The organism is Arthrospiribacter ruber, from assembly GCF_019343195.1.
Lineage (GTDB): Bacteria > Bacteroidota > Bacteroidia > Cytophagales > Cyclobacteriaceae > Arthrospiribacter > Arthrospiribacter ruber.
In genome coordinates this window covers 17108-39234 of sequence record NZ_RPHB01000003.1, presented here as the reverse complement: position 1 = coordinate 39234, position 22127 = coordinate 17108, and the positions used below count along the sequence as shown (strand labels likewise).

The following is a 22127-nucleotide window of genomic DNA, read 5'->3' as shown; positions in this document are numbered from 1 at the left end:
ATTCAAAGATAGTAAAACAAACCTAATTTATGGAATATACCACCAAAGACTAGAATTTTAATAAAAAGCAGCTTTATTACTCAAGCAAAATGAATATTTATAGGGTTCTAAATTTGCCTTTCAAGTTGAAAACTGATATTGATGGCTTCAAAATCGTTCGGGTCATTACTTTTATAGCGCTTCAATGACAATCTCACTTCTCTTCCAGGCTCAGACCTAAAAAGTTTGACCATATCAGAGAGGTCCCAAAAATCTGCTGGAATACCATTAATGCTTGTAATTTCATCTCCAACCCTTACACCGGCATTGTAAGCAGGTGAATCTTCTCTGACGCTATTGGCTATGTAACGAACATCTTCAGTAGGCATCATTCTTGGCATTATGCCACTCATGTCATATTCAAATGGATCGTTAAATTTGTTGCCTTTTCTGAATAACATTCGTTCCCTTCTGTAATCAAGTATGAGTTTAGTTTTTCCCAGTAATTCTGACCCTAGACTTCCTTGCCTACCACTTTCCTTGATGACATAGCTGAATTCAGTTTCTTCAGGATAAGAGGTAATCACCTCTTTGAACCTAAGTCCTCCAAGGTTTGTGACCTTTGTTCTTCCGATCAAGCCAAATAAATCTCCACCGAGAGACCTGCCCAGGTCAGATTCTATGTGTTTGGGTGGGATTGTAATCGCATCCGTTGTTTCCCTGTTCAAAAGAAGACCGTGATTCGCACCAAGGTCTATCAGAAGCTTGGCTTTCAGTTCTTCTCCGACTATCTGTTTGATTTTTCCATTGATATAAGGTTTACCATTTTCGATGTTCAAATCTATTTTTCTATATCCGAAGGGCCTCCAGCGCATGGCATTTGTTTCATAAAAAGTAATGATGTTTTTATCATAATCGATTTTGACTGGATTGTATTTAAAAAATTCATATCCCAAGACACCGAAAACCGGGATACCGATCACAGCTTCAAGTTCAAAAAAATCAGAATCCAATACCAGTACAGTTTGGGAGATACCTTCAATTGGTCCTAAGTCCAGGTGGTTGGTCGGGGAAACATTGGCAGTAAGGACTGTTTTGCCATCTGCTCCCATGAGATTCAGCTTTCGTGTATAGTTCAGCTCTAATTGGTCTCCTAAGGTTTTACTGAACAGGATATTGGTTTTGACACCAGTGTCAATCAAAAAATTGATTGGAGGACCATCATTGATAGAAACTGGTACTATTATAAGGTTGTTGGATGCCAAAAAAGGCAACTCTGTTTTTCTTGCTTCTTCTTTTACATAAAATCCAGGTACCTGAGCCGAAAGAGACAAAAGCAGTATGATGTTGAACAAAAAACCGTAATACAGCGATTTTAATATCATGAAGTCCGGGTAATTTGGGTTATGTAGATAAGATAGTTAAAATTTACTACTATTTATCTATACTACATTAGGAACTACTTGTTATAAAAATCAAAGAATATTTTAAAAATCAATGGATTAGCAAGATTACATGACCGAAGGTGTATCTATTTTTTGAAAAAATCTAAAAAATCCTGCATCTTTAATTTTTAGACAATAAGAGCATGGCCGAAAAATCAGTGGTAGAAAAAGCAAAGAAGATTTTTGAAAACTTTCTTAACCGTCAGGGGAGCAGAAAAACTCCGGAAAGGTTTTCTGTGATCGATGAGCTATATGGGCTTCCGCAAGATGAGCATATTGATGTGGAAGGGCTCTTTCTCTTGATGAGAAATAAAGGCTACTCCATCAGCCGAGCCACTATTTATAACACTTTGGATCTTTTGGTGGAGTGTGGGTTGGCTGTAAAGCATCAATTCAAAGATAAAGTTGCCCTTTACGAACAGGCATTGACCTACAAGCACCATGATCATCATGTATGCAATCAATGCCGCAAAATCAGGGAATTTTCGGACGATAGACTCACCTTGATCAAAGAAGCCATGGGAAGAGAGTTCCAATCGGCCATCAGCAGCCATTCACTTGTGCTTTATGGGGATTGTCAGATCGAAGACTGCGACAACCTCCGGATCATCTGATCAGCGAAATATTTTTTTGTAAATGGGCTTTCTGTACAAAAACTGCAGGTAAAGAGCCGGATACAAAAGCACGCTCATCAAAGCATTTGGTCCTTGATACTCTATTTCATCACGAATTACCGTGCCTTTTTCCTGATCAATAATCCTGTGTTTGTGCTTCCATTTACCCAGAAAAAATGGCAATTGAATTCCTTCATCGATAAAGTAAAATTCTCCCTCGTCTGTATGGTCATCTGTGATTTCTGAGATCCACTTTTGCTTAAAAATCAAAAAATTCAGCTCTAAACTAACTATGTCCCCTTTGGAGGAACCATCAAACCTTAATAATTTGACCGGTGGAAAAGGAGGGCTTAACTTTTTGAAAAGGCTTTCATTGAACCCTCTTTTGACAGAAAGATAATCCTGTTTTACAGAAGTACTTAGGGTGATTTTCATATTTCAAAAAGTGATTTCATTGAAGAATGTTTAAAAAAAAGAGGCAGAAAGTGATTGTCTGCCTCTTTTTATTGGTCAATTAAGTCTTCTTAGGTATTTGAAAAACTCCGAATCTGAAGTTAAAATCAAGCTGGTGTTTTCATCCATGGATTTTTCGAAGCTTTCCATCGACCTCACAAATTTGTAAAGGTCTACAGACTGCCTGTTTTTGTTGTAAGCCGCAGCATAGATATCCGTAGCTTCAGCATCTGCACGTCCTTTGATTTCTTCCGCTTGTCTAAAGGCCTCTGACTGGATTTGTGCAAGGTCTCTTTCTTTGTCCCCTTCGATTTTTCGGGCTTCGCCTTGTCCTTCAGACCTGAATTGGTCTGCAATTCTGTTTCTCTCACTGATCATTCTATCGTAAACCCTGTCTCTGACTTCATCTACGTAATTCATCCTTTTAAACCGAAAGTCCAAAATCCTCACTCCCAGATCAGAAGTCCTTTCGTTGGCTTTTTCCAAAATGATTTTTTCAATATTGGCCCGTCCGACAGAGATGTCTTCCAAAATCTCGATCTCCTCCATAAAGTCTTCAGTAATTTCCGGATCCCTGTTTCTGGATCTCACCAAGTCTAGTAAGTCATGGCTGGCTACCGCATTTCTGGTCTCACCATCCAAAATATCATCAAGTCTGGACTGGGCTGAGCGTTCATCTCTCAATCGGATAAAAAACTGAAGCGGATTAGTGATTTCCCACCTTGCATAGGTGTCTACAAAGATGAATTTCTTGTCCTTGGTAGGCACTTGGTTTTGGTCACCGTCCCACTCCAGGTATCTTTTGTCAAAAAACTGCACCTTGTGCAGAAAAGGCACCTTGAAATTAAGCCCTGGGGTGGTTCTTGGTTCACCAACAGGACGGCCAAACTGTGTCACAATGGCCTGCTGAGTTTCCTCAAGAATATAGACGCTGCTGAAAGCCGCAATAGCCAACACAGCAATGAGAATTGTCAATAGTGTTTTTGAAGTGCTCATGGTGTAGGAGTAGTTTTTGCTTTGTCAATATTCAATAGCGGCAACACATTATTGCCTTTTTCATCGACGATGATTTTGTTGCCCAGCTTTGGTAAGACCCTTTCCATAGTCTCAAGATATAGCCTTTGCTTGGTCACCTCCGGTGCTTTGACGTATGCCTCAAACAAGTTGTTGAACCTGGTAGCCTCACCCTGAGCACGGTTGACCCTGTTGAGGGCATAAGCTTCTGCCAGCTGTATCGTTTCCAATGCCTCTCCCCTTGCTCTTGGGATCACCCTATTATATTCGGCTTCAGCTTGGTTGATGAGGGTTTCCCTTTCTTGCTGGGCTTCATTGACTGCATTGAAGGATGGCTTGACGGGTTCAGGTGGGTTGACATCCTGAAGTACGACCTGGTCTATTCGGATCCCATTTTCATACTCATCACACATTTCCTGAAGTAAGACTTCCACACTCGAAGCCACTTCCTGTCTGCCTACAGTGAGTACCTCATTGACTGTTCTGTCTCCTACGATTTTTCTCATGGCAGCTTCTGACATGTCTCTGAGGGTTTTTTCTGCATTTCTTACCCTGAATAGGTATTTGTAAGAATCCACAATCCGGTATTGTACTACCCATTCCACATCTGTCAGATTGAGGTCACCGGTCAACATCATTGATTCTTCTCCGAAGTTGCTTTTGGAATATTCCGTCTGTCTTCCGGCACTTTGAGTTCTGAAGCCAAACTCCTGTTTCAATTGACGCTGAACGGGAATCTTGTACATGCTTTCCAATCCATATGGGAGGATAAAATTGAGACCCGGCTGAACTGTCCTATTGTATTTGCCCAGCTGAAGGACCACACCCTCTTCTTCCGGACCTACCGTTTTGGTACTTGTGACAGCCGCAGCCAAAAGCAAAAACCCAAGTACAATCCTGAGGGCATATTTTTTCACCCAATCTGGATCAATATTGATTTCATATCTATTGTCTGACATTTTTTAAGGTTTATTTAATTGAATTTTTTAAATATCGGATTCAAAAGGTAAGGACAAAAATCATAAAGAGCACCAACCAAATCAAATCCATGAAATACCAATAACGCGTAAAAAGTTGTATGCGCATTTTTTCAAATGGATTGGTCAGCATCACAATCTCCTGAATTTCATCTTTTTCCTTCTTATGATATTGGACAGTCATGATCATCGCAAATACCATGGCACCACCTAAATGAAACAAATGGATGCCGCTCAATACATATAAAAAACTGCCACTTGGGAGGCCTGTAAAATCCACACCCATGGAAGTTAGCTCTTTCCAGCCGATTACCTGAAGTATGCAAAATACCACTCCAAGCCAAAAAGTTAGCATAAGGGCTTTTCTAAGGTCTTTGATGGATTCCTGAAGGTAAAATTTCAACATTTTGGATACCGTATATCCCGAAATTAGTATGACGAAGGTGCTAAGAATAAAAGATTTGGGCATTCGAAAACCTACAGCATCCAGGTTACCGGTAGCAGTAGCCAAAAAAGCCACAGTCATAAACAAAAAAATCAAACCGCTACCGAACATTCCTAAATACATCAAAGTTTGGTACGGATGCATGTTTTCTATCTTTTGAAACCAGTTTTCTTCAGTTCTGTCCATTATTACTTTCCTCTTACCCTTAAACATTTTGTGTGGGTCTAGGTTCAGCTTTTTGTACACAATTTGGTCTTGACATCCAATACATACAAAAAGGAATCATTTTCCTAACTTTACGCCTCAATCTGAATTCTATCATATTTTGGAAAAATCCGCTTTTCTATCCCTATACGAGTCCGATCCCTTTATTCAAACTTTGGTCACGAGATTGGATCAGAATCAAAATAGAACCTTTCAGTTCAAAGGCATGTCTGGCAGTTTGGATATGGTCATTTTTGCAACTGTTTTCAGAAAAAAAAGAGGCTTTCACCTCATTATTGCCCATGATAAAGAAGAAGCAGCATATCTGAACAACGATTTGCAGGAATTGCTGGGAGGGCAGACTACTTTGCTTTTTCCTTCCAGCTACAAAAGGCCTTATCAATATGAAGAGGTAGAAAATGCGAATATTCTGATGCGCGCCGAAATTCTTAACAGGATATTGGCTAAAGAAAAAGACTCAGAAATCATTGTCACTTATGCTGAGGCGCTTTATGAAAAGGTAATCAATAAAAAGTCATTAGCTGAAAATACACTCAAAGCCAAAGTAGGGGAAAAGGTAGATCTGGAATTCATTGCTGAGTTGCTTTCAACATACGATTTTGAAAAAACGGATTTTGTATTTGAACCGGGGCAATTTTCTATAAGGGGAGGAATAGTGGATATTTTTTCCTATGCCAATGAATTGCCGTTTAGGCTTGAGCTTTTTGGAAAAGAAATCGAAAGTATCCGGACTTTTGACCCGGAAACACAGCTTTCGATAGACAATATCGATCAAATCAGTATCATTCCGAATGTGCAGACCAAGTTTCTCCAAGAGGTAAGGCAGTCGTTTTTGGATTTTCTTCCCGAAGACACATTTATTTGGTTTAAGGATTATCAATTTACCCTAGATACTTTAAATGAGCATTTTTCTAAAGCAGAAAAGTCATTTCACCAGATTACTGAAACCCATCAAAACGATAAATTGCTGTTAAAACCTCAGGATTTATTTGATGACTCTCAGGCATTTTTAAAGAGTGTTGAAAGGTTTTTTAAGGCGGAGTTTGGCCATAAATTCTATTTCGAAGGTGCAGAGGTATTTCAGTTTGAATCCCAGCCCCAGCCCTCATTCAACAAGAACTTTGAGTTGTTGGTCGAAAATCTTGTATCCAACGAAAGGCAGGGTTGGCTTAACGTGATATGTTCAGAGTCTGATAAGCAGATCAATCGCTTGGAAAATATTTTTCAGGAATTGGATCCTACTCTTAAGGTGCAGCCGCTTCAGATTGGTCTGAGGGAGGGTTTTGTTGACAAAAACCTACAAATTGCCTGCTATACGGACCATCAGATTTTTGAGCGTTTCCATAGGTATAAAACCAAAAACAAAGCGAGTAAGTCTAAGGCACTTACGCTTAGGGAAATCAAAGCCCTTCATCCAGGTGATTTTGTAGTCCATGTGGATTATGGAGTTGGGCGATTTGCAGGTTTGGAAAAAGTGGACGTCAGCGGTAAATTACAGGAGGCGGTACGTCTGGTATTCAGAGATGATGACCTTCTTTATGTGAATATTCATTCCATACATAAGATTTCCAAATACTCAGGACAGGAAGGCACCATGCCAATCATGTCAAAGTTGGGCTCACCGGAATGGGAAAACAAGAAGAAAAAGGTAAAAGGTAAAGTAAAAGACATTGCCAAAGAACTCATAGCCCTTTATGCCAAAAGAAGAAATGCCCCAGGCTTCCGCTTCAGTCAGGATTCTGTATTGCAGGTAGAGTTGGAAAGTTCGTTTGTATTTGAAGATACACCCGATCAGGCACTTGCCACGGCTGATGTTAAGGCTGATATGGAGAAACCCTATCCCATGGACAGGCTTGTGTGCGGAGATGTAGGTTTTGGAAAAACAGAAGTGGCCATCCGGGCAGCATTCAAAGCCCTTAATGACCGGAAGCAAGTGGCTATTTTGGTACCAACTACCATTCTGGCCATGCAGCATTATCAGACATTCAGCGAGAGGCTGAAAGATTTTCCGGTAAAAACGGAGTACATCAACCGGTTCAGAACAGCCAAGGAAATAAAAGAAATCGCAAAACAGGTAAATTCAGGTGAGATTGACATCCTTGTGGGGACACACAGGATTGTCAATAAGGACATGAAGTTCAAAGACCTGGGCTTGTTGGTGATAGATGAAGAGCAAAAATTTGGTGTCAAGGTCAAAGACCAGCTTAAAGAAATGAAAGTAAATGTGGATGTGCTTACCCTTACAGCCACTCCTATTCCCAGGACACTTCATTTCTCATTGATGGGTGCCAGAGATCTTTCTGTCATTGCCACTCCTCCGCCCAACCGACAACCTGTGACTACTGAAATACACACTTTCCAAGAGGAAGTCATCCGTGATGCTGTAGCTTATGAGTTGAGAAGAGGTGGGCAGGTATTTTTTGTACACAATAGAGTAGGTGAAATTGATTCCATAGCCAACCTGATCATGAGGCTGGTGCCGGATGCCCGAGTGGCAGGTGCACATGGGCAGATGGATGGCAAAAAGCTGGAGAAGATAATGGTCAAATTCATCGAAGGAGAATACGATGTATTGGTTTCTACCAATATCATTGAATCCGGCTTGGATATCCCTAATGCCAATACCATAATCATCAACAGGGCGCACATGTTTGGCCTGAGTGATCTGCACCAGATGAGAGGCCGTGTTGGAAGAAGCAATAAAAAAGCATTCTGCTACCTATTGACCACTCCTACTTCCGGTCTTACACCTGAAGCCAGAAAAAGACTTCAGACCCTGGAAGAGTTTTCTGATTTGGGTGATGGTTTTAAAGTAGCCATGCGGGACCTTGATATCCGGGGTGCAGGAAACCTTTTAGGAGCTGAGCAAAGTGGTTTTATCACCGATTTGGGCTTTGACATGTACCATAAGATTCTGGATGAGGCGGTACAAGAGCTGAAAGAAAATGAGTTTGCGGAATTGTTTGAAGTGGATCTCAAAGAAAAAGTGGAGGTTTTAGTACAGGATTGCGTGATCGAGACAGATTTTGAGCTGTTGATACCTGAAGACTATGTGTCCAATATTTCCGAGAGATTAAACCTTTATTCCAAACTGGACAATATAAAAACAGAAGAAGAGCTGGAGCCATTTGTACAGTCCATCAAAGACAGGTTTGGCCCGGTACCGGAAGTAGTGAAGGACCTGTTTGAAACGGTAAGGTTGAGGTGGATGGCAGAAAGTCTTGGTTTTGAAAAACTTGCATTGAAAGGTGGAGTGATGAAATGTTATTTTCTACCCTCATCCAAAGAAAAATACTATAAGTCAGATACTTTTGGGAAAATCATTCGTTTTGTTCAGACCCAGCCCAGAAAGACCAAAATGAAAGAATACAAAAACAGACTCATTTTGCACATTTCAGGAGTGGATAGCATTTCAAAAGCAAAAAAATGGTTGGAGGATATGAAAAAAGGTTAAAATTTGAAAAAATTTTAATGGCAGGATAATTGCTTTTAGGGGAAAGATATTTGTATTATCCTTTGATTTTAGGCCATTTTTGTGGTTTTGGACATTTTGGCTCCAAAAAAAATTCTTTGGGATAAGATATTAATGATTATATATTAGCGTTCTAATTGTGCACAAAAAACAGTATTGTCAAATGGTTTTTCGAAAAAGTAACTTGGGAATGATAGCAGCAATGGTGCTGATCGTTGGTGGAGCCATCCTATCTTCCTGTAACAGACAACCCGGCTATGGCCGAAGAACCGCAAATAAGCCTGGCAAGGCCAGCGCCTCTACAGGTGCTGAATTTAGTAAAGACATCAATGACAGCTCCAAATTCTTTGTAGCAAAATTTGCAGAACAAAAAGTAGGTCCAAGGTTGAAGTACATCCAAGGTGGCCGTACAGTTCTGGGTTCTCAGGAGCAGGATATCATGGGTTTCAGAGATAATTTAGAGAGAACTGTCACCATCGCTTCTTTTTATATGGATGAGACAGAAGTTACCAATGTGGATTACCGAGAGTTTTTGTTTTACATGGGTAAAAAAGTAAGTGCTGATTCTCTTCAGAAATTAGAACCTAAGGAACATGTTTGGGCTGGCGCCATGAACTACAATGATCTTTATGATACCTATTATTTCAGGTTCCCAGGCTTTAATTTTTATCCAGTGGCAGGTGTTTCCTGGACACAAGCAAATACTTATGCCAAGTGGAGAACAGAATTTGTATCCAATATCATAAGAGAACAAAACAAAGTTGATTCTGCCCTGACCAAGAGGCAATTGATTGAAAGAGGGGTAGCTATCGCCGAATACAGACTTCCTAACGAAGGTGAATGGGAATATGCTGCCAAAGCAATGATTGGTACTCAGTATATGGATGAGAACCAGGAAAACGGAAGAATCTATCCTTGGGATGGTAGAGGGGTAAGAAACCCATACAATATAAAAAGAAAAGGAAGACAAGGTGATTTCCTTGCCAACTTTAAGCGAGGTCGCGGTGACTATGCCGGTATCGCAGGTAGTAAAGTCAATGATGGAGAGATCCTTCCTACCAATGTGTATGACATGCCACCAAATGATTTTGGATTGTATCATATGGCAGGTAACGTCAATGAATGGGTGGGTGACGTTTATCGACCACTTTCATTCCAGGATTTTGACGACCTCAACCCATTGAGACAGGATGGAATTTACGATGAAGAAGAGAACTACACAACTATGTTGATCACAGATGAATTTAGGGTGTATAAAGGAGGATCTTGGAGAGATATGGCTTATTGGTTGACTCCTGGTGCAAGAAGGTTTGCACATCAGGATTCTGCTACTAACCATATCGGATTCAGATGCGCCATGATCTCTATCGGTGGAAAAGGAAAATAATCTGAAATAAAAGTTTAAGAAAAGAGGCTGTCTTTGTAATAGGACAGCCTCTTTTTTTATGCCCAAATCAGTCCATGCGGCAAACAGGTTTTAGGTTTGAGTGCTAATAGGGAATAGTGAACTTAAAGATTTTCCTGTATGGGGCTCCATATCACTTTTAAGCTTCTTTTTTCCTAACCTATAACATCGTGGATATGACGACATTTAAGGGCTACAATAAAAAAAGCCTCAGCAAATATTGATGAGGCTTTTAATAAAGACTAACATGGAAAAAAATTTTAAGCTTATTCCAAAATCTTATCGTAACGCTTTGGTTCTGGCTCTGTACATATAGACATAAAATCAGCCTGAGGGATCATGTCATTACAGCCGTAAATCAATACCATCACCATTTCATTTTCTTCAAAAGAAATCTCTGCTGACTGAATGACCATAGGAAAAGAGGTTTGCTCTATCAGATCTTCCGGGACCGAAGGTGGGTTTTCGTAGACTTCCGGATAAAAATACCTTCTATCAGAGAACAAAATTGTTCCTTCAGAAATGGAGTAATTTCCTTTGTAATAACCGACAATCCCGTTTTCCAGCTCCTCCTGACTACCTGTTCGGATGATAAAGTTTTCATAAGTTCCATTTCGGTCAAATGAATAGATGATATCCAATGCTTCGTAAGTATTTTCGAATTTTCTAAGCCAACTTCCTTCTAAGGTTTGACTACTGAAATCTTCGCTACTTTCGATACAGGAGTAAAAGAAGAAAATTAAAAATGCGAATGGTAAAAGCTTTTTCATAACATTTAAGTTTGATCTTGTGAGAGAAGTAAATATTTATGCTATTCGTTATAAATGAATTCGGAATCAATAAACTTTATTGAGGCTTTTCCATTGCTCACACGCAGTATTTTCCATGTGAGGAGTTGGGTTCCTCCCCAAAACTCCGATTCTATACTCAGGATATCTCCAGCCAAAGTCCATTTACCCGAATAATCTGCCGTGACTACTGGAGGGGTACCACACCAACCAGCATTGGATCTTTGAATCAAAGAGCCGTCAGCTTTAAAAATGTAGCCAAATGAGTTTTCAGAAAGTTTGACGGTTTTTTCCAGATCAAAAGTTTCACCTTTCCACGAGGACTGCTTCCAGATACCCAGTGGAAACTCAGCATTGACCATTTCCATATCATCTGTTCCCATACAGGAGCTCAGTACCAAAAGGCTGACAAACAAGATGTAAATTTTTTTCATTTTTATTTCATATGAAACCTAGACGAAACATTTTACCTTTCTGTTGACAAACCTGTAAATTTTTTTCTTAATTTATTCAATTCGAGAATATTTATCTTGTATTTTTTATCCTATTAGTTTAATATAGTAAGTTATTAGTTTTGTGAACTAATATATTTCGTAGAAAAACTTGGCCAATTGAAAAATTTTTTAAACAATCAAAATATTAGACACTATGAGAAAGCTACTTTTCGGCCTTTCGGCTCTTATTTTGGTTTCCTGCGGAGACCGTGAATCCTCAGATCAGGCAAATGCATATTCGGACTTCACTGTCGTATCGGATACTGTAATGGTTGACTCCAAAGATGAGATACTTATGGCAGCAACTACTGGGTATGGGCATGCTATAGACCCAGGCAACGAGCGTTTATACCACTGGGATTCGAAATCTTCCAAAATTGAAGTGGTCGATTTAAATAAACTGGAAATTGTAGAGAAAATACCCGCAGAGAAGGAAGGTCCAGATGGAGTCGGTCAAAATGCTTATTATATGAAGTATGTTGGCAAAGATCAGTTGGCCTTTATTGGGTGGGGAGAAAAAATGGCTGTGACTGATCTAAGAGGGAAAGTAATAAAGAAAATTAGCCTGGAAGAACCGTGGATGATGGAGGGCTTGGAAGAAAGAAGTACTTTATCATTAATGGAATTTTCTGAAGATGGGCAAAAGGCATATAGCAGTATTTCAAACTTTCAAAAACTCGACTCTGACATTTATATAATAGATTTTGAAAACCAAACTAGGACAAAAATTGAGCTTCCTGAATTCGACAAACGAGAAAAGTATAGAGTGTCCTGGAAATCTGATGATGGTAGGTCCATGTCTATGACTTTTCCAGGTCTCAATATGGTCAACTGGCAGGGTAAAAACCTTTTTTACACCACTTCCCATAACAGTATTTATCGATATGATCCTGAAAAGGACTCCCTTACCCTGCACCAATATGAAAATGTATTGACCCCAAGTGAGAAGACAGGAACCTATAAAAATGAAGTTTCTTCTCAGGAAGAAATGCAAAAGGTAAGCGCAGAGATCAGGGAGGAAGTGAATTTTACTAAAGTTCTTTGGGATGATAAGAATGAAGTGTTTTATAGATTTGCCTCTTATGCCTTGCCAAAAGTGGCTGATGAAGAGATCAGATACAGGAGTTTTATCAGTATACTAAGCCCGGAATTTGAATTGATGGGAGAAAAGGAAATTACAGATTTAGGAATAAAAGTACCCAATCCGCAGTTTGTCAAAGACGGTAAAATCTACCTTTACCTTAACCTGGATGATGAAATGGCCTTTGTACGACTTTCCATAAAATAAATTTCAAAAACCCAATATTCCAGTAGTATTCAAGAGGTGAAAACTCAATCGCTTGACCTTAAGCCTGACTTTTGATTGCAGTCCAGAGCTTAATTTACAATAACTTGGTAGAACAATAATCAGTTAATCTCTTACACAGTTCCACAATTAAACAGGTCCACATTTACACAATTCATCAATCACCCAACCTTCAGATCAATTCCGCCCCTATCCCATTTCCGTCCGGAAAGGTTACTTTTTCAGGCGTGATGATCACTCCTCTGGCAATGTCTTTTGAGAGGAGCATAGCACCATCCATATCCACATAGTCCAGCAAAGGTGCAATATGGGCAATTGCGGTGATGCCTACAGAAGATTCGGTCATACAACCTACCATACATTTCATACCCAAGCTTTTGGCCTCTTTTATCATCCTCAATGCAGGGGTTATCCCTCCGGCTTTGACCAATTTGATATTGATACCATGAAACAATCCACTGCATTTTTTTACATCCGATTCCACTATACAGCTTTCATCTGCGATTACAGGGAGCTTTGAGTACCTGAATACTTCTTTCATACCTTCTAAGTCGTCTTTTCCGAGAGGCTGTTCCATAAATTCTACATTCAACTTCTGTAGCTCCTCAGAATAAATGATTGCCTGTTCGGCAGTCCAGGCACAGTTGGCATCAATCCGGAATACCGCATCAGTATGTTTTCTGAGCTCCCGGATGATATCCAGATCATGATCAGTTCCCAGTTTGATTTTGTAAAGGGGCCAATCTACCTCTTTCATTTTTTCTACCATCTTCTCTGTGGTGTCTATTCCTATAGTGAAATTGGTCACAGGAATTACTTTCGGATCAAGCCCAAGGTATTCATAAAGCTTTTTCCCTTTCATTTTGGTAAATAGGTCCCAAGCAGCCAAATCCAAAGCGCATTGGGCAAAAGGGTTTTGTGAAAAGGCATCCCTACACAATTCCCAAAGTTCCTCTGGACTATTCCAGTTTTTTGACTCCACTTTTTGTTTTGCATCCTCAAGCGCCTCAGTGATATTATCGGCAGTCATCCCATAAAATGGATTGGTGGTGGTTTCTCCTAGACCATAATACTCCTCATTTTCTAATTTTACGATTACTGTATCCTGTACATCTCTGCTTTGATGCGCGATGGTAAAAGTATGTTTGAGTGGCAGGTCTTTGACAAAATATGAAAGCTTCATTTGTATTAATTTTGGTAATAGAATCAAAGTAACTTAATATTTTTGGCTAAGTTCATAACTTAGTATAAGAAATTCAAGAAATCTTAGTTTATGAAGACTCCACTTATTCCCCTATTTATTTTTTTGGTACTGCTTATGGTGCAATGTCAACCCAAAGAAAAGTTCAGTCCGCTAAGCGTGGACCAACTGGCATCAGCTTATGAAAGCTCAAAAGAAGGTGCTGTAGCTGAACGGCGCTTCAAATACTCAGATGTAATAGCTTTGGTAAAGGGCAGAAACAAGGGTGTTTTTGAAGTGGAAGCCATTGGAAAATCTGTGGAGGGTAGAGACATTTATCAGATGACTTGGGGCAATGGGCCAACCAAGGTGATGCTTTGGTCACAGATGCATGGTAATGAAAGTACGGCTACCATGGCATTGTTTGACCTGTTCAACTTTATAGAAGGCAGCAATGATGGCTATGATGAGCTTCGTGAATTTTTGAAAAATGAGCTGACTATAAGATTTATCCCTATGCTCAATCCAGACGGAATGAACCGATGGATTAGAAGAAATGCCCTTGATATTGACCTCAATAGAGATGCGCTCAGGTTGGCTTCACCTGAAGCAGTTATACTCAAAAATGCCAGAGATTCATTTTCACCAGAATTTGGATTCAATCTTCATGACCAATCCACATTTTATACCGTAGGGGATACCGAAAAGCCAGCAACAATTTCTGTTTTGGCCCCTGCCTACAATTATGAAACTGAGGTCAATGAGGTCAGACAAAGGGCCATGCAAGTGATAGTGGGCATGAACGAGATGTTGCAGCAGGTAAAGCCCGGTCATGTTGGAAAGTATGACGACGCCTTCGAACCTAGGGCGTTTGGTGACAATATTCAGAAATGGGGTACCAGTACCATATTAATAGAATCAGGTGGGTATCCCAATGATCCCGAAAAGCAGGAAATAAGAAAGCTGAATTTTATGGCTATGTTGCACTCTTTTCAGCTAATTGCAAATGGCAGCTATACTAAATACAAGCTTGAGGATTATTATGGTATACCGGACAATTCATTTAAACTGATGGATGTAATAATCAGAAATCTGAACCTTACCAAAGGGGTTTATCAATACCGGGCAGACATTGGAATAAGAAAAAAGGAAACCGATCTGGCAGGAGATTATTTTGCTACTGGATCCATAGATGATATGGGGGATCTTTCCATTTTTCATGGGTATCAAGAGATAGATGCTTTTGAAATGGAAATCGTACAAGGAGAAATTTATGACCAAGAATTCGACTCAACCGAAGATTTGGATCAGGAAGAAGCATTTGAATTATTGAGAAATGGGTATCTCGCTATAAAAGTAAAAGAAGGAAAGGCCTTACATAGACTACCGCTTTTGGTATTGAAAAATCAAAACAGAATACCGAATATGGTCAGTGTGGGAAATGTCCCAAATTTCTTTTTGGCAAAAAATGGAAATCTCAAATACGCTTTGGTCAATGGCTATTTGATAGATTTGGACAAACCAGAAAAAGTAGCTTTCAAGCAAAGATTGATGTAAATACCATTTGATTAAATGCTTCTTTGCCAGTAACTTCAATTTATCGCTTGTTGTTGGTTAAGCCTGTAAATCAGGAAAGGTTATCAAGAAGTAAGATGCATATATCAAAAACTAAGTTTAAGCTAAATCGGAATTTTTCTATCTTAACTGGCAAAGTTTCGTATCTCTATAAAAACTAAATACTCCGGCCTATGAAAAAGCACTTATCGGCATTTATCTTCTCCCTGGCCATCATTGTAGCTTCTGCACTTTTGGGAAATGCTTTCATCAATAGGCATCAAAAATCAGGAACAATAGATGTAACGGGTCTGGGTCAGCAGAACTTTACCTCAGATCTGATAGTCTGGGAAGGCAACTTTAGCCGGGAAAGTTTTGATATCAAGTCTGCTTATTCGGAATTGGAAAAAGACCGGCAGGCGGTCACAAAATACCTTAATTCAAAGGGGATACCTTCAGAAAATATTGTTTTCAACGCAGTCAATACCAACCCTCTTTACGAGCAGAATTACAGCAGTTCGGGTAATTATATGGGACAAACCTTTAAGGGCTATCAACTGCAGCAATCATTACAAATAGAATCCCGAGATGTAGAAACTGTTGAGCAGATTTCCAGAGAAATAACAGAGTTGCTTATACAAGGTGTACGCTTTTATTCACAATCTCCTAGGTATTATTATACCCAACTTGAAAGCCTCAAAATTGAAATGATTTCAAAGGCTACTGAGGATGCGAGGCTCAGGGCTGAAAGGATAGCCGAAAACTCTGGTGCTAGCCTTGGGAAGTTGATCTCGGCCAACATGGGTATTTTTCAGATTACAGGACAAAACAGTACGGAAGATTATTCTTGGGGAGGTACTTTCAATACCAGTTCAAAAGAAAAAACGGCTTCCATTACCATGCGGCTCAGCTATGCAGTCAGGTAATTGATGCGGATTTTTTATAACCTAAGACCATTGAAGTGATGCAATTAACGTTAAATCAGTCATTGTGCTGACGGAATTAATGTAGGGCGTGCTGAAAAACGCCAACTGAAGAATAAATTCTTTAAATTTTGATGAATACCCCGTTTGTCAGGTAATTTCTTTTTAGCAGGTGCACGTTTATTCAATGTTATAGCTTGATTTCCGTGCTCCTTAAAATTTCGAATTTTGAAATTTTAAGGCTAGTCTCAGGCATACCATCTTCTTCATTGGGCTCACTCGAAGTATAAGCATACATCTTCATTCGCCCGCTTTGAATCTGGCATACCTGAGACTTTTTCAGCAAGCCCTAGTGTAAATTCCGTCAGTTTGATTGATTTTCAGGGAAATAGATTTAATCCATTCAGGAAACTACTTGGATTGGATAAGTTAGAGGGGGCCATTATTATAAGGCCAAAAATTTTCACAGAATCAATTAGGGCAACTTTAGGGTAATTTGCTCCTAGGAGTTTAAATTGCAGCTATGAACAACAATGATATTTTAAGGTCACTGAGGTACACCTTTGATTTTGGTGATGATCAGATGATTCAACTCTTCAGAGACGGTGGAAGGCAGACAGACAGGACAGAGATTAGCAATTGGCTTAAAAAAGACGAAGACCCTGATTTTTTGTCGATATATGACGTGGATTTAGCCGCATTTCTAAATGGTCTCATCATCAAAAACAGAGGAAGAAGAGATGGGGAAGAACCCAGGCCGGAAAAAAGGCTGAACAACAATATGATATTCCGGAAGCTTCGGATTGCTTTAGAGTTGCGGGATGAAGATATCTTACAGATTTTGGATGATGCTGATTTCAGGTTTTCCAAACACGAGCTAAGTGCGATATTCAGAAAGCCCACCCAGAGCCAATACAGGGATTGTAAGGATCAGGTATTGCGTTACTTTTTGAGGGGCTTGCAAATGAAATTTAGACCTAATTGAAAGAATATTCTGTAATGAACAAATTGAAAAAAAACACTATAATTATCCTTGCTATATTAATGATTATCTCGGGAGTTATTATTCGCATATTAACTCCGCCAGGCACTGAATTAATTGGTTTTTTGACAGGGGCTATGTTTGGTGGAGGAGCAGGTCTCCTTGTTGTTCAATTATTTGGAAACAAAAATTCATAAAAAAAAGCGGGACCTATTCGGTCTCGCTTTTTACTGTTAGTTCTATTTCCTCTCCTGAAGCGTCCAGGAATTTGTATTCCGTCACAGGTAGAGAAGAATCTTTTATCAGCTTTACCCACTTAAAGTATTTGAAAAACCACCTTACTCTTTTTGAAATCATGCCATTGGTAAAATAGGCAAATAGGTAAGGGTGTAATCCTATGTGGATATCAGAAACATTCTGGATAGTAGCAATATGCTCGAGGTCTTTTTCCAATTGATCGGCTACCAAGATGGAAGCCTGGATCTTACCTGTACCGTTACAAGAAGGACAGGTTTCTTTGGTGACAATGTTGACTTCTGGTCTTACACGCTGCCGGGTAATCTGCATCAGACCAAATTTGGTCAGTGGCAGCACGGTGTGTTTGGACCTATCATCTTTCATTTCATTTTTCATCGCATCGTAAATAGCCTTTTTGTTTTCGGCTTTTTTCATGTCGATAAAGTCAATGACGATGATGCCTCCCATATCCCGGAGGCGCAACTGTCGGGCAATTTCTTTGGCTGCAACCAGGTTGGTTTTTAAGGCCGTCATTTCCTGGTCACTTTCTTGGTTTGACTTGTTTCCACTGTTGACGTCAATGACGTGAAGGGCTTCGGTATGTTCTATGATTAGATACCCTCCTTGTGGAAGACTTATAGTCTGACCAAACAAGCTTTTGATTTGCTTTTCTATTCCAAAACTTTCAAAGAGCTTCGCTTTTCCGTTGAAAAGCTTGACTATTTTTTCCTTTTCAGGGGCAATAGACCTGATATAAGACCTGATTTGATCAAAGATCAATTCATCCTCTACGGTGATTGCATCGAATGATTCGTTGAGCAGGTCTCTTATAATGGAAGAAGCCATACTCATTTCTCCTATGATCTTGTCGCGGCTTTTGGCTTTGGTCAGCTTTTTCATTCCATCTTCCCAAGTGGTAAGGAGGTTTCTAAGGTCTTTGTCAAGTTCTGTGACTGACTGACCTTCAGCTACCGTCCTTATGATCACGCCAAAATTGGAAGGCTTGATGGAGGTAATAAGGCGTACTAGTCTTTTTCTTTCTTCTGCACTGCGTATCTTTTTGGATACATTGACCGTGTCTGAAAAAGGCACCAATACCAAATAACGACCTGCGATGGAGAGCTCACAAGATAGTCTTGGGCCTTTGGTGGAGATGGGCTCTTTGACCACCTGCACCAAGACCTGATTGTTTTTTGACAAAACATTGGAGATTTTTCCAAGTTTTTCTATGTCAGCTTCTTTCTCAAATCCTTTCAGATTTACGTTTGGGTAATTGTTGTTGCGGACAAGTTTGGAGAATTTATTTAAGCTGTTGATCTGAGGACCTAAGTCCTGATAATGCAGAAAAGCATCCTTTTCATAGCCTACGTCAATGAATGCTGCATTGAGCCCATTGACGATTTTTCTCACTGTCCCCAAGTAGATATCACCTACTTTGAACTGGTTTTCCCCACCTTCTGAGTGAAGTTCTACCAGACTTTTGTCTTTGAGAAGAGCAATCCGACTACCGTTTTGAGCCGAATCAATTAATAATTCTGTGCTCAATCGTGTCTGTTTTTAGATTTTAATGAACGTGTTGTTTAAAAACTCAAAAAGAAGAAGTAATCTTACTTCTTCTTATGTCTGTTTTTTCTAAGTCTTTTCTTACGCTTGTGCGTAGCGATCTTATGTCTTTTTCTTTTCTTACCGCAAGGCATAGTTTTAAAGATTTTAAGTGGAACAAATTGTTTATAACCTCTCCAGGTAGCTTTCCACACTTGCCAATACCATTTGGTCTTGGGTCATGTTTTTGACCTCCTGAAATTGTTTTTTTGCTTTATTGGTTTGTTTGGATTCAAAGTAGCTGACTCCTAGGTAGAATTGGCCCTGTATGTTATCGGGATGATAACGCACAAGTTCTTCAAACCTTTCTGCAGCTCGTTTGTATTGGCCTGACTGCATGGACAATACGCCCATATTGAAGAGACCGTCTTCATTAGTGGGATCTTCTTCCAATATCTCCCTAAGCATGGTAATGCCTTGCATAGGGTTGTTGGAAGACACATAAGTCATGGCCACTTTGGTCTTCAAATCCAGACGTGAAGGATCTTTATCCAACACTTTGTTCAGGTAGCTTCTAGTCTTGTCTGCAAGCAAAGCTATCTTTTGTTCATTTAAGGCAAATGTATATGCCTCATAATAGGCAGACCCTGCTTTTTCCCAATGCTTCACGTCATCGATCTTGATAGCGGCTTGCTCGAGATAATAAGCTGCTGAGTCAAATTTACCCGCCTGGGTGTACTCTTCAGCCAATAAGTCTGCCAAAGAACTGATTTCTTCCTTATCTTCAATGCCTTCCAGTTTTATGGCTAGAGAAGCAATTCTTTCACGCACATCCTGAGAGATTTCCGCTTCATGAAGGTTCCTTGGAGTCTCTTCATCTGTGCTTGCCTCCGACCTGATCTGAGTATCCCCTTCATCATTGTCCACTACTGCCGTAGGAAGTGAAAACAGCACCGCAATGCTGACAACACCGATAGCTAGAACTATAATTTGGGATTTTTTCATAAGGAAAAAAGCACTCAGGATTAATCCTGAGGTGCTAGTTCTTTGATTTTTTTACTGTTTTTGATTTTTTCTATGAATACCTTAGATGGCTTAAAGGCCGGTACATAGTGCTCATCAATTACGATAGCTGTATTTTGAGAGATATTTCTCGCAATTTTCTTAGCCCTCTTTTTGTTGATGAAACTTCCAAACCCTCTGATGTAAATGTTCTCTCCTTCAGCCATGGAATCTTTTACCACTTTGAAGAACGCCTCAACAGTTTGAGTTACATCGTCTTTCTGAATACCGGTTTTATCCGAAATCTTTGTGATTACTTCTGCTTTAGTCACTGTTTAATTAATTTAAATTATTATCAAATAAGCTTAACGACCTATTAACCAACTAATTTTGGGACTGCAAATTTAAAGGAAGCATTCCAATATAAAAACAAAAAGCACAAAATAAGATTGAATTGTTTAACATTGTCTTCATATTAAATTTCTTGCCGTTTTGAGAATTCACCCCTTTGTCCATACTTTATTGGAGTGGTATCCCAGACATCATAGGGATTTGCCATGGAGAAATACCAATGACCCGTATATCATTTGGTTATCGGAAATTATCCTACAGCAAACCCGTGTGGCTCAAGGACTACCTTATTTTTTGAAATTTTTAGATCATTATCCGGATGTTCAAAGCCTTGCCAATGCTCCCATAGAAGATGTTATGAGACTGTGGCAGGGTCTAGGGTATTACAGCCGAGCTAGAAACCTACATGAATGTGCCAAAATGGTAGTCCACGACTATGGCGGTACTTTTCCCAACAACTACAAGGACCTCTTAAAACTCAAAGGTGTGGGTTCATACACCGCAGCAGCTATTGCTTCTTTTGCATTTGGAGAACAGGTCGCGGTAGTAGATGGAAATGTTTTCAGGGTTTTGTCCAGGTATTTTGGAATTTTCACTGACATTGCAACACCGGCAGGCAAAAAAGAATTCGAAACCTTGGCAAATCAATTGATTCCTGCTGATGTACCAGATGTTTTCAATCAGTCCATAATGGAGTTTGGAGCATTACAATGTGTGCCTAAAAGCCCTGATTGCCTCGTCTGTCCTTTGGCCGATTCCTGTTTTGCATTTATAAACAATCATGTTGGCGATTTGCCTAAAAAGGAAAAAAAAGTAAAGGTAAGAAAAAGATTTTTCAAGTACATACATATAAGGTGTGGTCAATTTATAGTGATCAGAGAAAGGCAAGAAGGAGATATCTGGCAAGGTCTGCATGATTTCCCCAAAATTGAAAAGAAAACGCTGGATGAGCTGTGCGATTGGGAAGGAGGGATCAATGGTCTTGAAGATTTTGTGACATTAAATGTCGAAGAATCTTCACATATCTTCAAACATATCCTTACCCATCAAAGAATTTTTGCCAACTTTGTAAAGTTTGTGATTGATGAGAAGGAGAAAGATAAATTGTTCCAATGGGCAAAAGAGCATGGTTATCTACTAGTAAGTGATGAGCAATTTGAAAACCTTGGTAAACCCAGATTGATTTCGAAGTATTTGAACCAAGAAAAATAATTCTTAATTTTAATCATAAACTTTTCGTTAAACCTTAAAAATTTCAACACTATGGCGGGAGTAAATAAAGTTATTTTAGTAGGCAACTTGGGTGCTGACCCGGAAGTAAAGCATTTGGATGGCGACAAGGTAGTTGCTAACTTAAGACTTGCGACCACAGAAGCATACAAAGACAAAACAGGCAACCGTATAGAAAATACGGAATGGCATGATCTGGAGCTTTGGGATGGTCAGGCGAGGATAGCTGAGCAGTACCTTCGCAAAGGCAGTCAGATTTTTGTAGAAGGAAAAATCAAATCAGACACCTGGCAAGACGATCAGGGAAATAATAGAAAAAGAGTAAAAATCAGGGTTCTGAGCTTTACCATGCTTGGCGGAAGGCCTGATGGTGCCTCAGGAGGTGCTCCTCAAAGCGGAGGTAATTATGGACAGCAGCCGAGCAATGTCTCTGCTCCAAGTACCGTCTCAGAAGGTGGTCAGGAAGAAGACGATTTGCCCTTCTGACCCAAATAGTTGAAGAATTGATT

At 39.7% G+C, this 22127-nt stretch carries 21 protein-coding genes; 10 read left to right on the top strand and 11 right to left on the bottom strand.

Annotated features, from left to right (window positions below; genetic code table 11):
- Positions 1-107: 107 nt before the first annotated feature.
- Positions 108-1364, bottom strand: coding sequence for an aspartyl protease family protein (locus tag EGN73_RS06150; protein ID WP_219287670.1), 1257 nt, complete (start codon positions 1362-1364; stop codon positions 108-110).
- 203 nt (positions 1365-1567) lie between these two features.
- On the opposite strand from EGN73_RS06150, the gene EGN73_RS06145 reads away from it, so the two are divergent.
- Entirely contained in the window at positions 1568-2038 is a 471-nt protein-coding gene (locus EGN73_RS06145) for a Fur family transcriptional regulator (protein WP_219287669.1), read from the top strand.
- On the opposite strand, the gene EGN73_RS06140 is transcribed toward EGN73_RS06145, so the two are convergent.
- From EGN73_RS06140 to EGN73_RS06125, 4 genes are all read right to left on the bottom strand, one after another.
- Positions 2039-2473, bottom strand: a complete 435-nt coding sequence (locus tag EGN73_RS06140; RefSeq protein ID WP_219287668.1) for an SRPBCC family protein — start codon at positions 2471-2473, stop codon at positions 2039-2041.
- 75 nt (positions 2474-2548) lie between these two features.
- Entirely contained in the window at positions 2549-3487 is a 939-nt protein-coding gene (hflC, locus tag EGN73_RS06135; RefSeq protein ID WP_219287667.1) for a protease modulator HflC, read from the bottom strand.
- On the bottom strand, positions 3484-4464 hold the full coding sequence (gene hflK, locus EGN73_RS06130; protein WP_219287666.1) for an FtsH protease activity modulator HflK: 981 nt from the start codon (positions 4462-4464) through the stop codon (positions 3484-3486). Before hflK ends, hflC begins: the two co-directional genes overlap by 4 nt.
- A gap of 40 nt (positions 4465-4504) precedes the next feature.
- The gene (locus tag EGN73_RS06125; protein ID WP_343207092.1) at positions 4505-5140 is read right to left on the bottom strand and encodes a cytochrome c oxidase subunit 3; all 636 of its coding nucleotides are present in this window, start codon (positions 5138-5140) and stop codon (positions 4505-4507) included.
- Positions 5141-5252: 112 nt separating this feature from the next.
- Between EGN73_RS06125 and mfd the strand changes: the two genes are divergently transcribed.
- The gene (mfd, locus tag EGN73_RS06120; RefSeq protein WP_219287665.1) at positions 5253-8606 is read left to right on the top strand and encodes a transcription-repair coupling factor; all 3354 of its coding nucleotides are present in this window, start codon (positions 5253-5255) and stop codon (positions 8604-8606) included.
- 181 nt (positions 8607-8787) lie between these two features.
- Positions 8788-10011 (top strand): gliding motility lipoprotein GldJ, encoded by a 1224-nt coding sequence (gene gldJ / locus EGN73_RS06115; protein WP_219287664.1) that lies wholly within the window; start codon positions 8788-8790, stop codon positions 10009-10011.
- 284 nt (positions 10012-10295) lie between these two features.
- Here gldJ and EGN73_RS06110 read toward each other — a convergent pair whose 3' ends face one another.
- Together EGN73_RS06110 and EGN73_RS06105 are read right to left on the bottom strand one after the other, a co-directional pair.
- Positions 10296-10799, bottom strand: coding sequence for a hypothetical protein (locus tag EGN73_RS06110; RefSeq protein WP_219287663.1), 504 nt, complete (start codon positions 10797-10799; stop codon positions 10296-10298).
- A gap of 41 nt (positions 10800-10840) precedes the next feature.
- Positions 10841-11251 (bottom strand): hypothetical protein, encoded by a 411-nt coding sequence (locus EGN73_RS06105; protein WP_219287662.1) that lies wholly within the window; start codon positions 11249-11251, stop codon positions 10841-10843.
- Positions 11252-11465: 214 nt separating this feature from the next.
- On the opposite strand from EGN73_RS06105, the gene EGN73_RS06100 reads away from it, so the two are divergent.
- Entirely contained in the window at positions 11466-12599 is a 1134-nt protein-coding gene (locus EGN73_RS06100; RefSeq protein WP_219287661.1) for a DUF4221 family protein, read from the top strand.
- A gap of 190 nt (positions 12600-12789) precedes the next feature.
- On the opposite strand, the gene EGN73_RS06095 is transcribed toward EGN73_RS06100, so the two are convergent.
- Positions 12790-13800: a dipeptide epimerase gene (locus EGN73_RS06095; RefSeq protein WP_219287660.1), complete on the bottom strand. Its 1011-nt coding sequence runs from the start codon at positions 13798-13800 to the stop codon at positions 12790-12792.
- Positions 13801-13890: 90 nt separating this feature from the next.
- On the opposite strand from EGN73_RS06095, the gene EGN73_RS06090 reads away from it, so the two are divergent.
- The 4 genes from EGN73_RS06090 (at position 13891) to EGN73_RS06075 (ending at position 17453) form a co-directional block, all read left to right on the top strand.
- Complete coding sequence (locus EGN73_RS06090) at positions 13891-15354, top strand: M14 family metallopeptidase (protein WP_219287659.1); 1464 nt, start codon at positions 13891-13893, stop codon at positions 15352-15354.
- A gap of 191 nt (positions 15355-15545) precedes the next feature.
- A complete protein-coding gene (locus EGN73_RS06085; protein ID WP_219287658.1) occupies positions 15546-16277 on the top strand; it encodes an SIMPL domain-containing protein in 732 nt (243 codons plus the stop codon).
- Between the two features lie 520 nt (positions 16278-16797).
- Positions 16798-17259 carry a YehS family protein gene (locus tag EGN73_RS06080; protein WP_219287657.1) on the top strand — a complete coding sequence of 154 codons (462 nt, stop codon included), beginning with the start codon at positions 16798-16800 and terminating at the stop codon, positions 17257-17259.
- A 14-nt stretch (positions 17260-17273) separates the two neighbouring features.
- Positions 17274-17453 carry a hypothetical protein gene (locus EGN73_RS06075; protein ID WP_219287656.1) on the top strand — a complete coding sequence of 60 codons (180 nt, stop codon included), beginning with the start codon at positions 17274-17276 and terminating at the stop codon, positions 17451-17453.
- 13 nt (positions 17454-17466) lie between these two features.
- On the opposite strand, the gene EGN73_RS06070 is transcribed toward EGN73_RS06075, so the two are convergent.
- From EGN73_RS06070 to EGN73_RS06060, 3 genes are all read right to left on the bottom strand, one after another.
- Positions 17467-19038 (bottom strand): Rne/Rng family ribonuclease, encoded by a 1572-nt coding sequence (locus EGN73_RS06070; protein ID WP_219287655.1) that lies wholly within the window; start codon positions 19036-19038, stop codon positions 17467-17469.
- A gap of 183 nt (positions 19039-19221) precedes the next feature.
- Positions 19222-20040 (bottom strand): tetratricopeptide repeat protein, encoded by an 819-nt coding sequence (locus tag EGN73_RS06065; protein WP_219287654.1) that lies wholly within the window; start codon positions 20038-20040, stop codon positions 19222-19224.
- Positions 20041-20060: 20 nt separating this feature from the next.
- Positions 20061-20369, bottom strand: coding sequence for an HU family DNA-binding protein (locus EGN73_RS06060; protein ID WP_219287653.1), 309 nt, complete (start codon positions 20367-20369; stop codon positions 20061-20063).
- 160 nt (positions 20370-20529) lie between these two features.
- Here EGN73_RS06060 and mutY point away from each other — a divergent pair, with 160 nt between their 5' ends.
- Both mutY and EGN73_RS06050 read left to right on the top strand, forming a co-directional pair.
- Positions 20530-21600, top strand: coding sequence for an A/G-specific adenine glycosylase (mutY, locus tag EGN73_RS06055; RefSeq protein WP_219287652.1), 1071 nt, complete (start codon positions 20530-20532; stop codon positions 21598-21600).
- Between the two features lie 51 nt (positions 21601-21651).
- The gene (locus EGN73_RS06050; RefSeq protein WP_219287651.1) at positions 21652-22104 is read left to right on the top strand and encodes a single-stranded DNA-binding protein; all 453 of its coding nucleotides are present in this window, start codon (positions 21652-21654) and stop codon (positions 22102-22104) included.
- Positions 22105-22127: the final 23 nt, after the last annotated feature.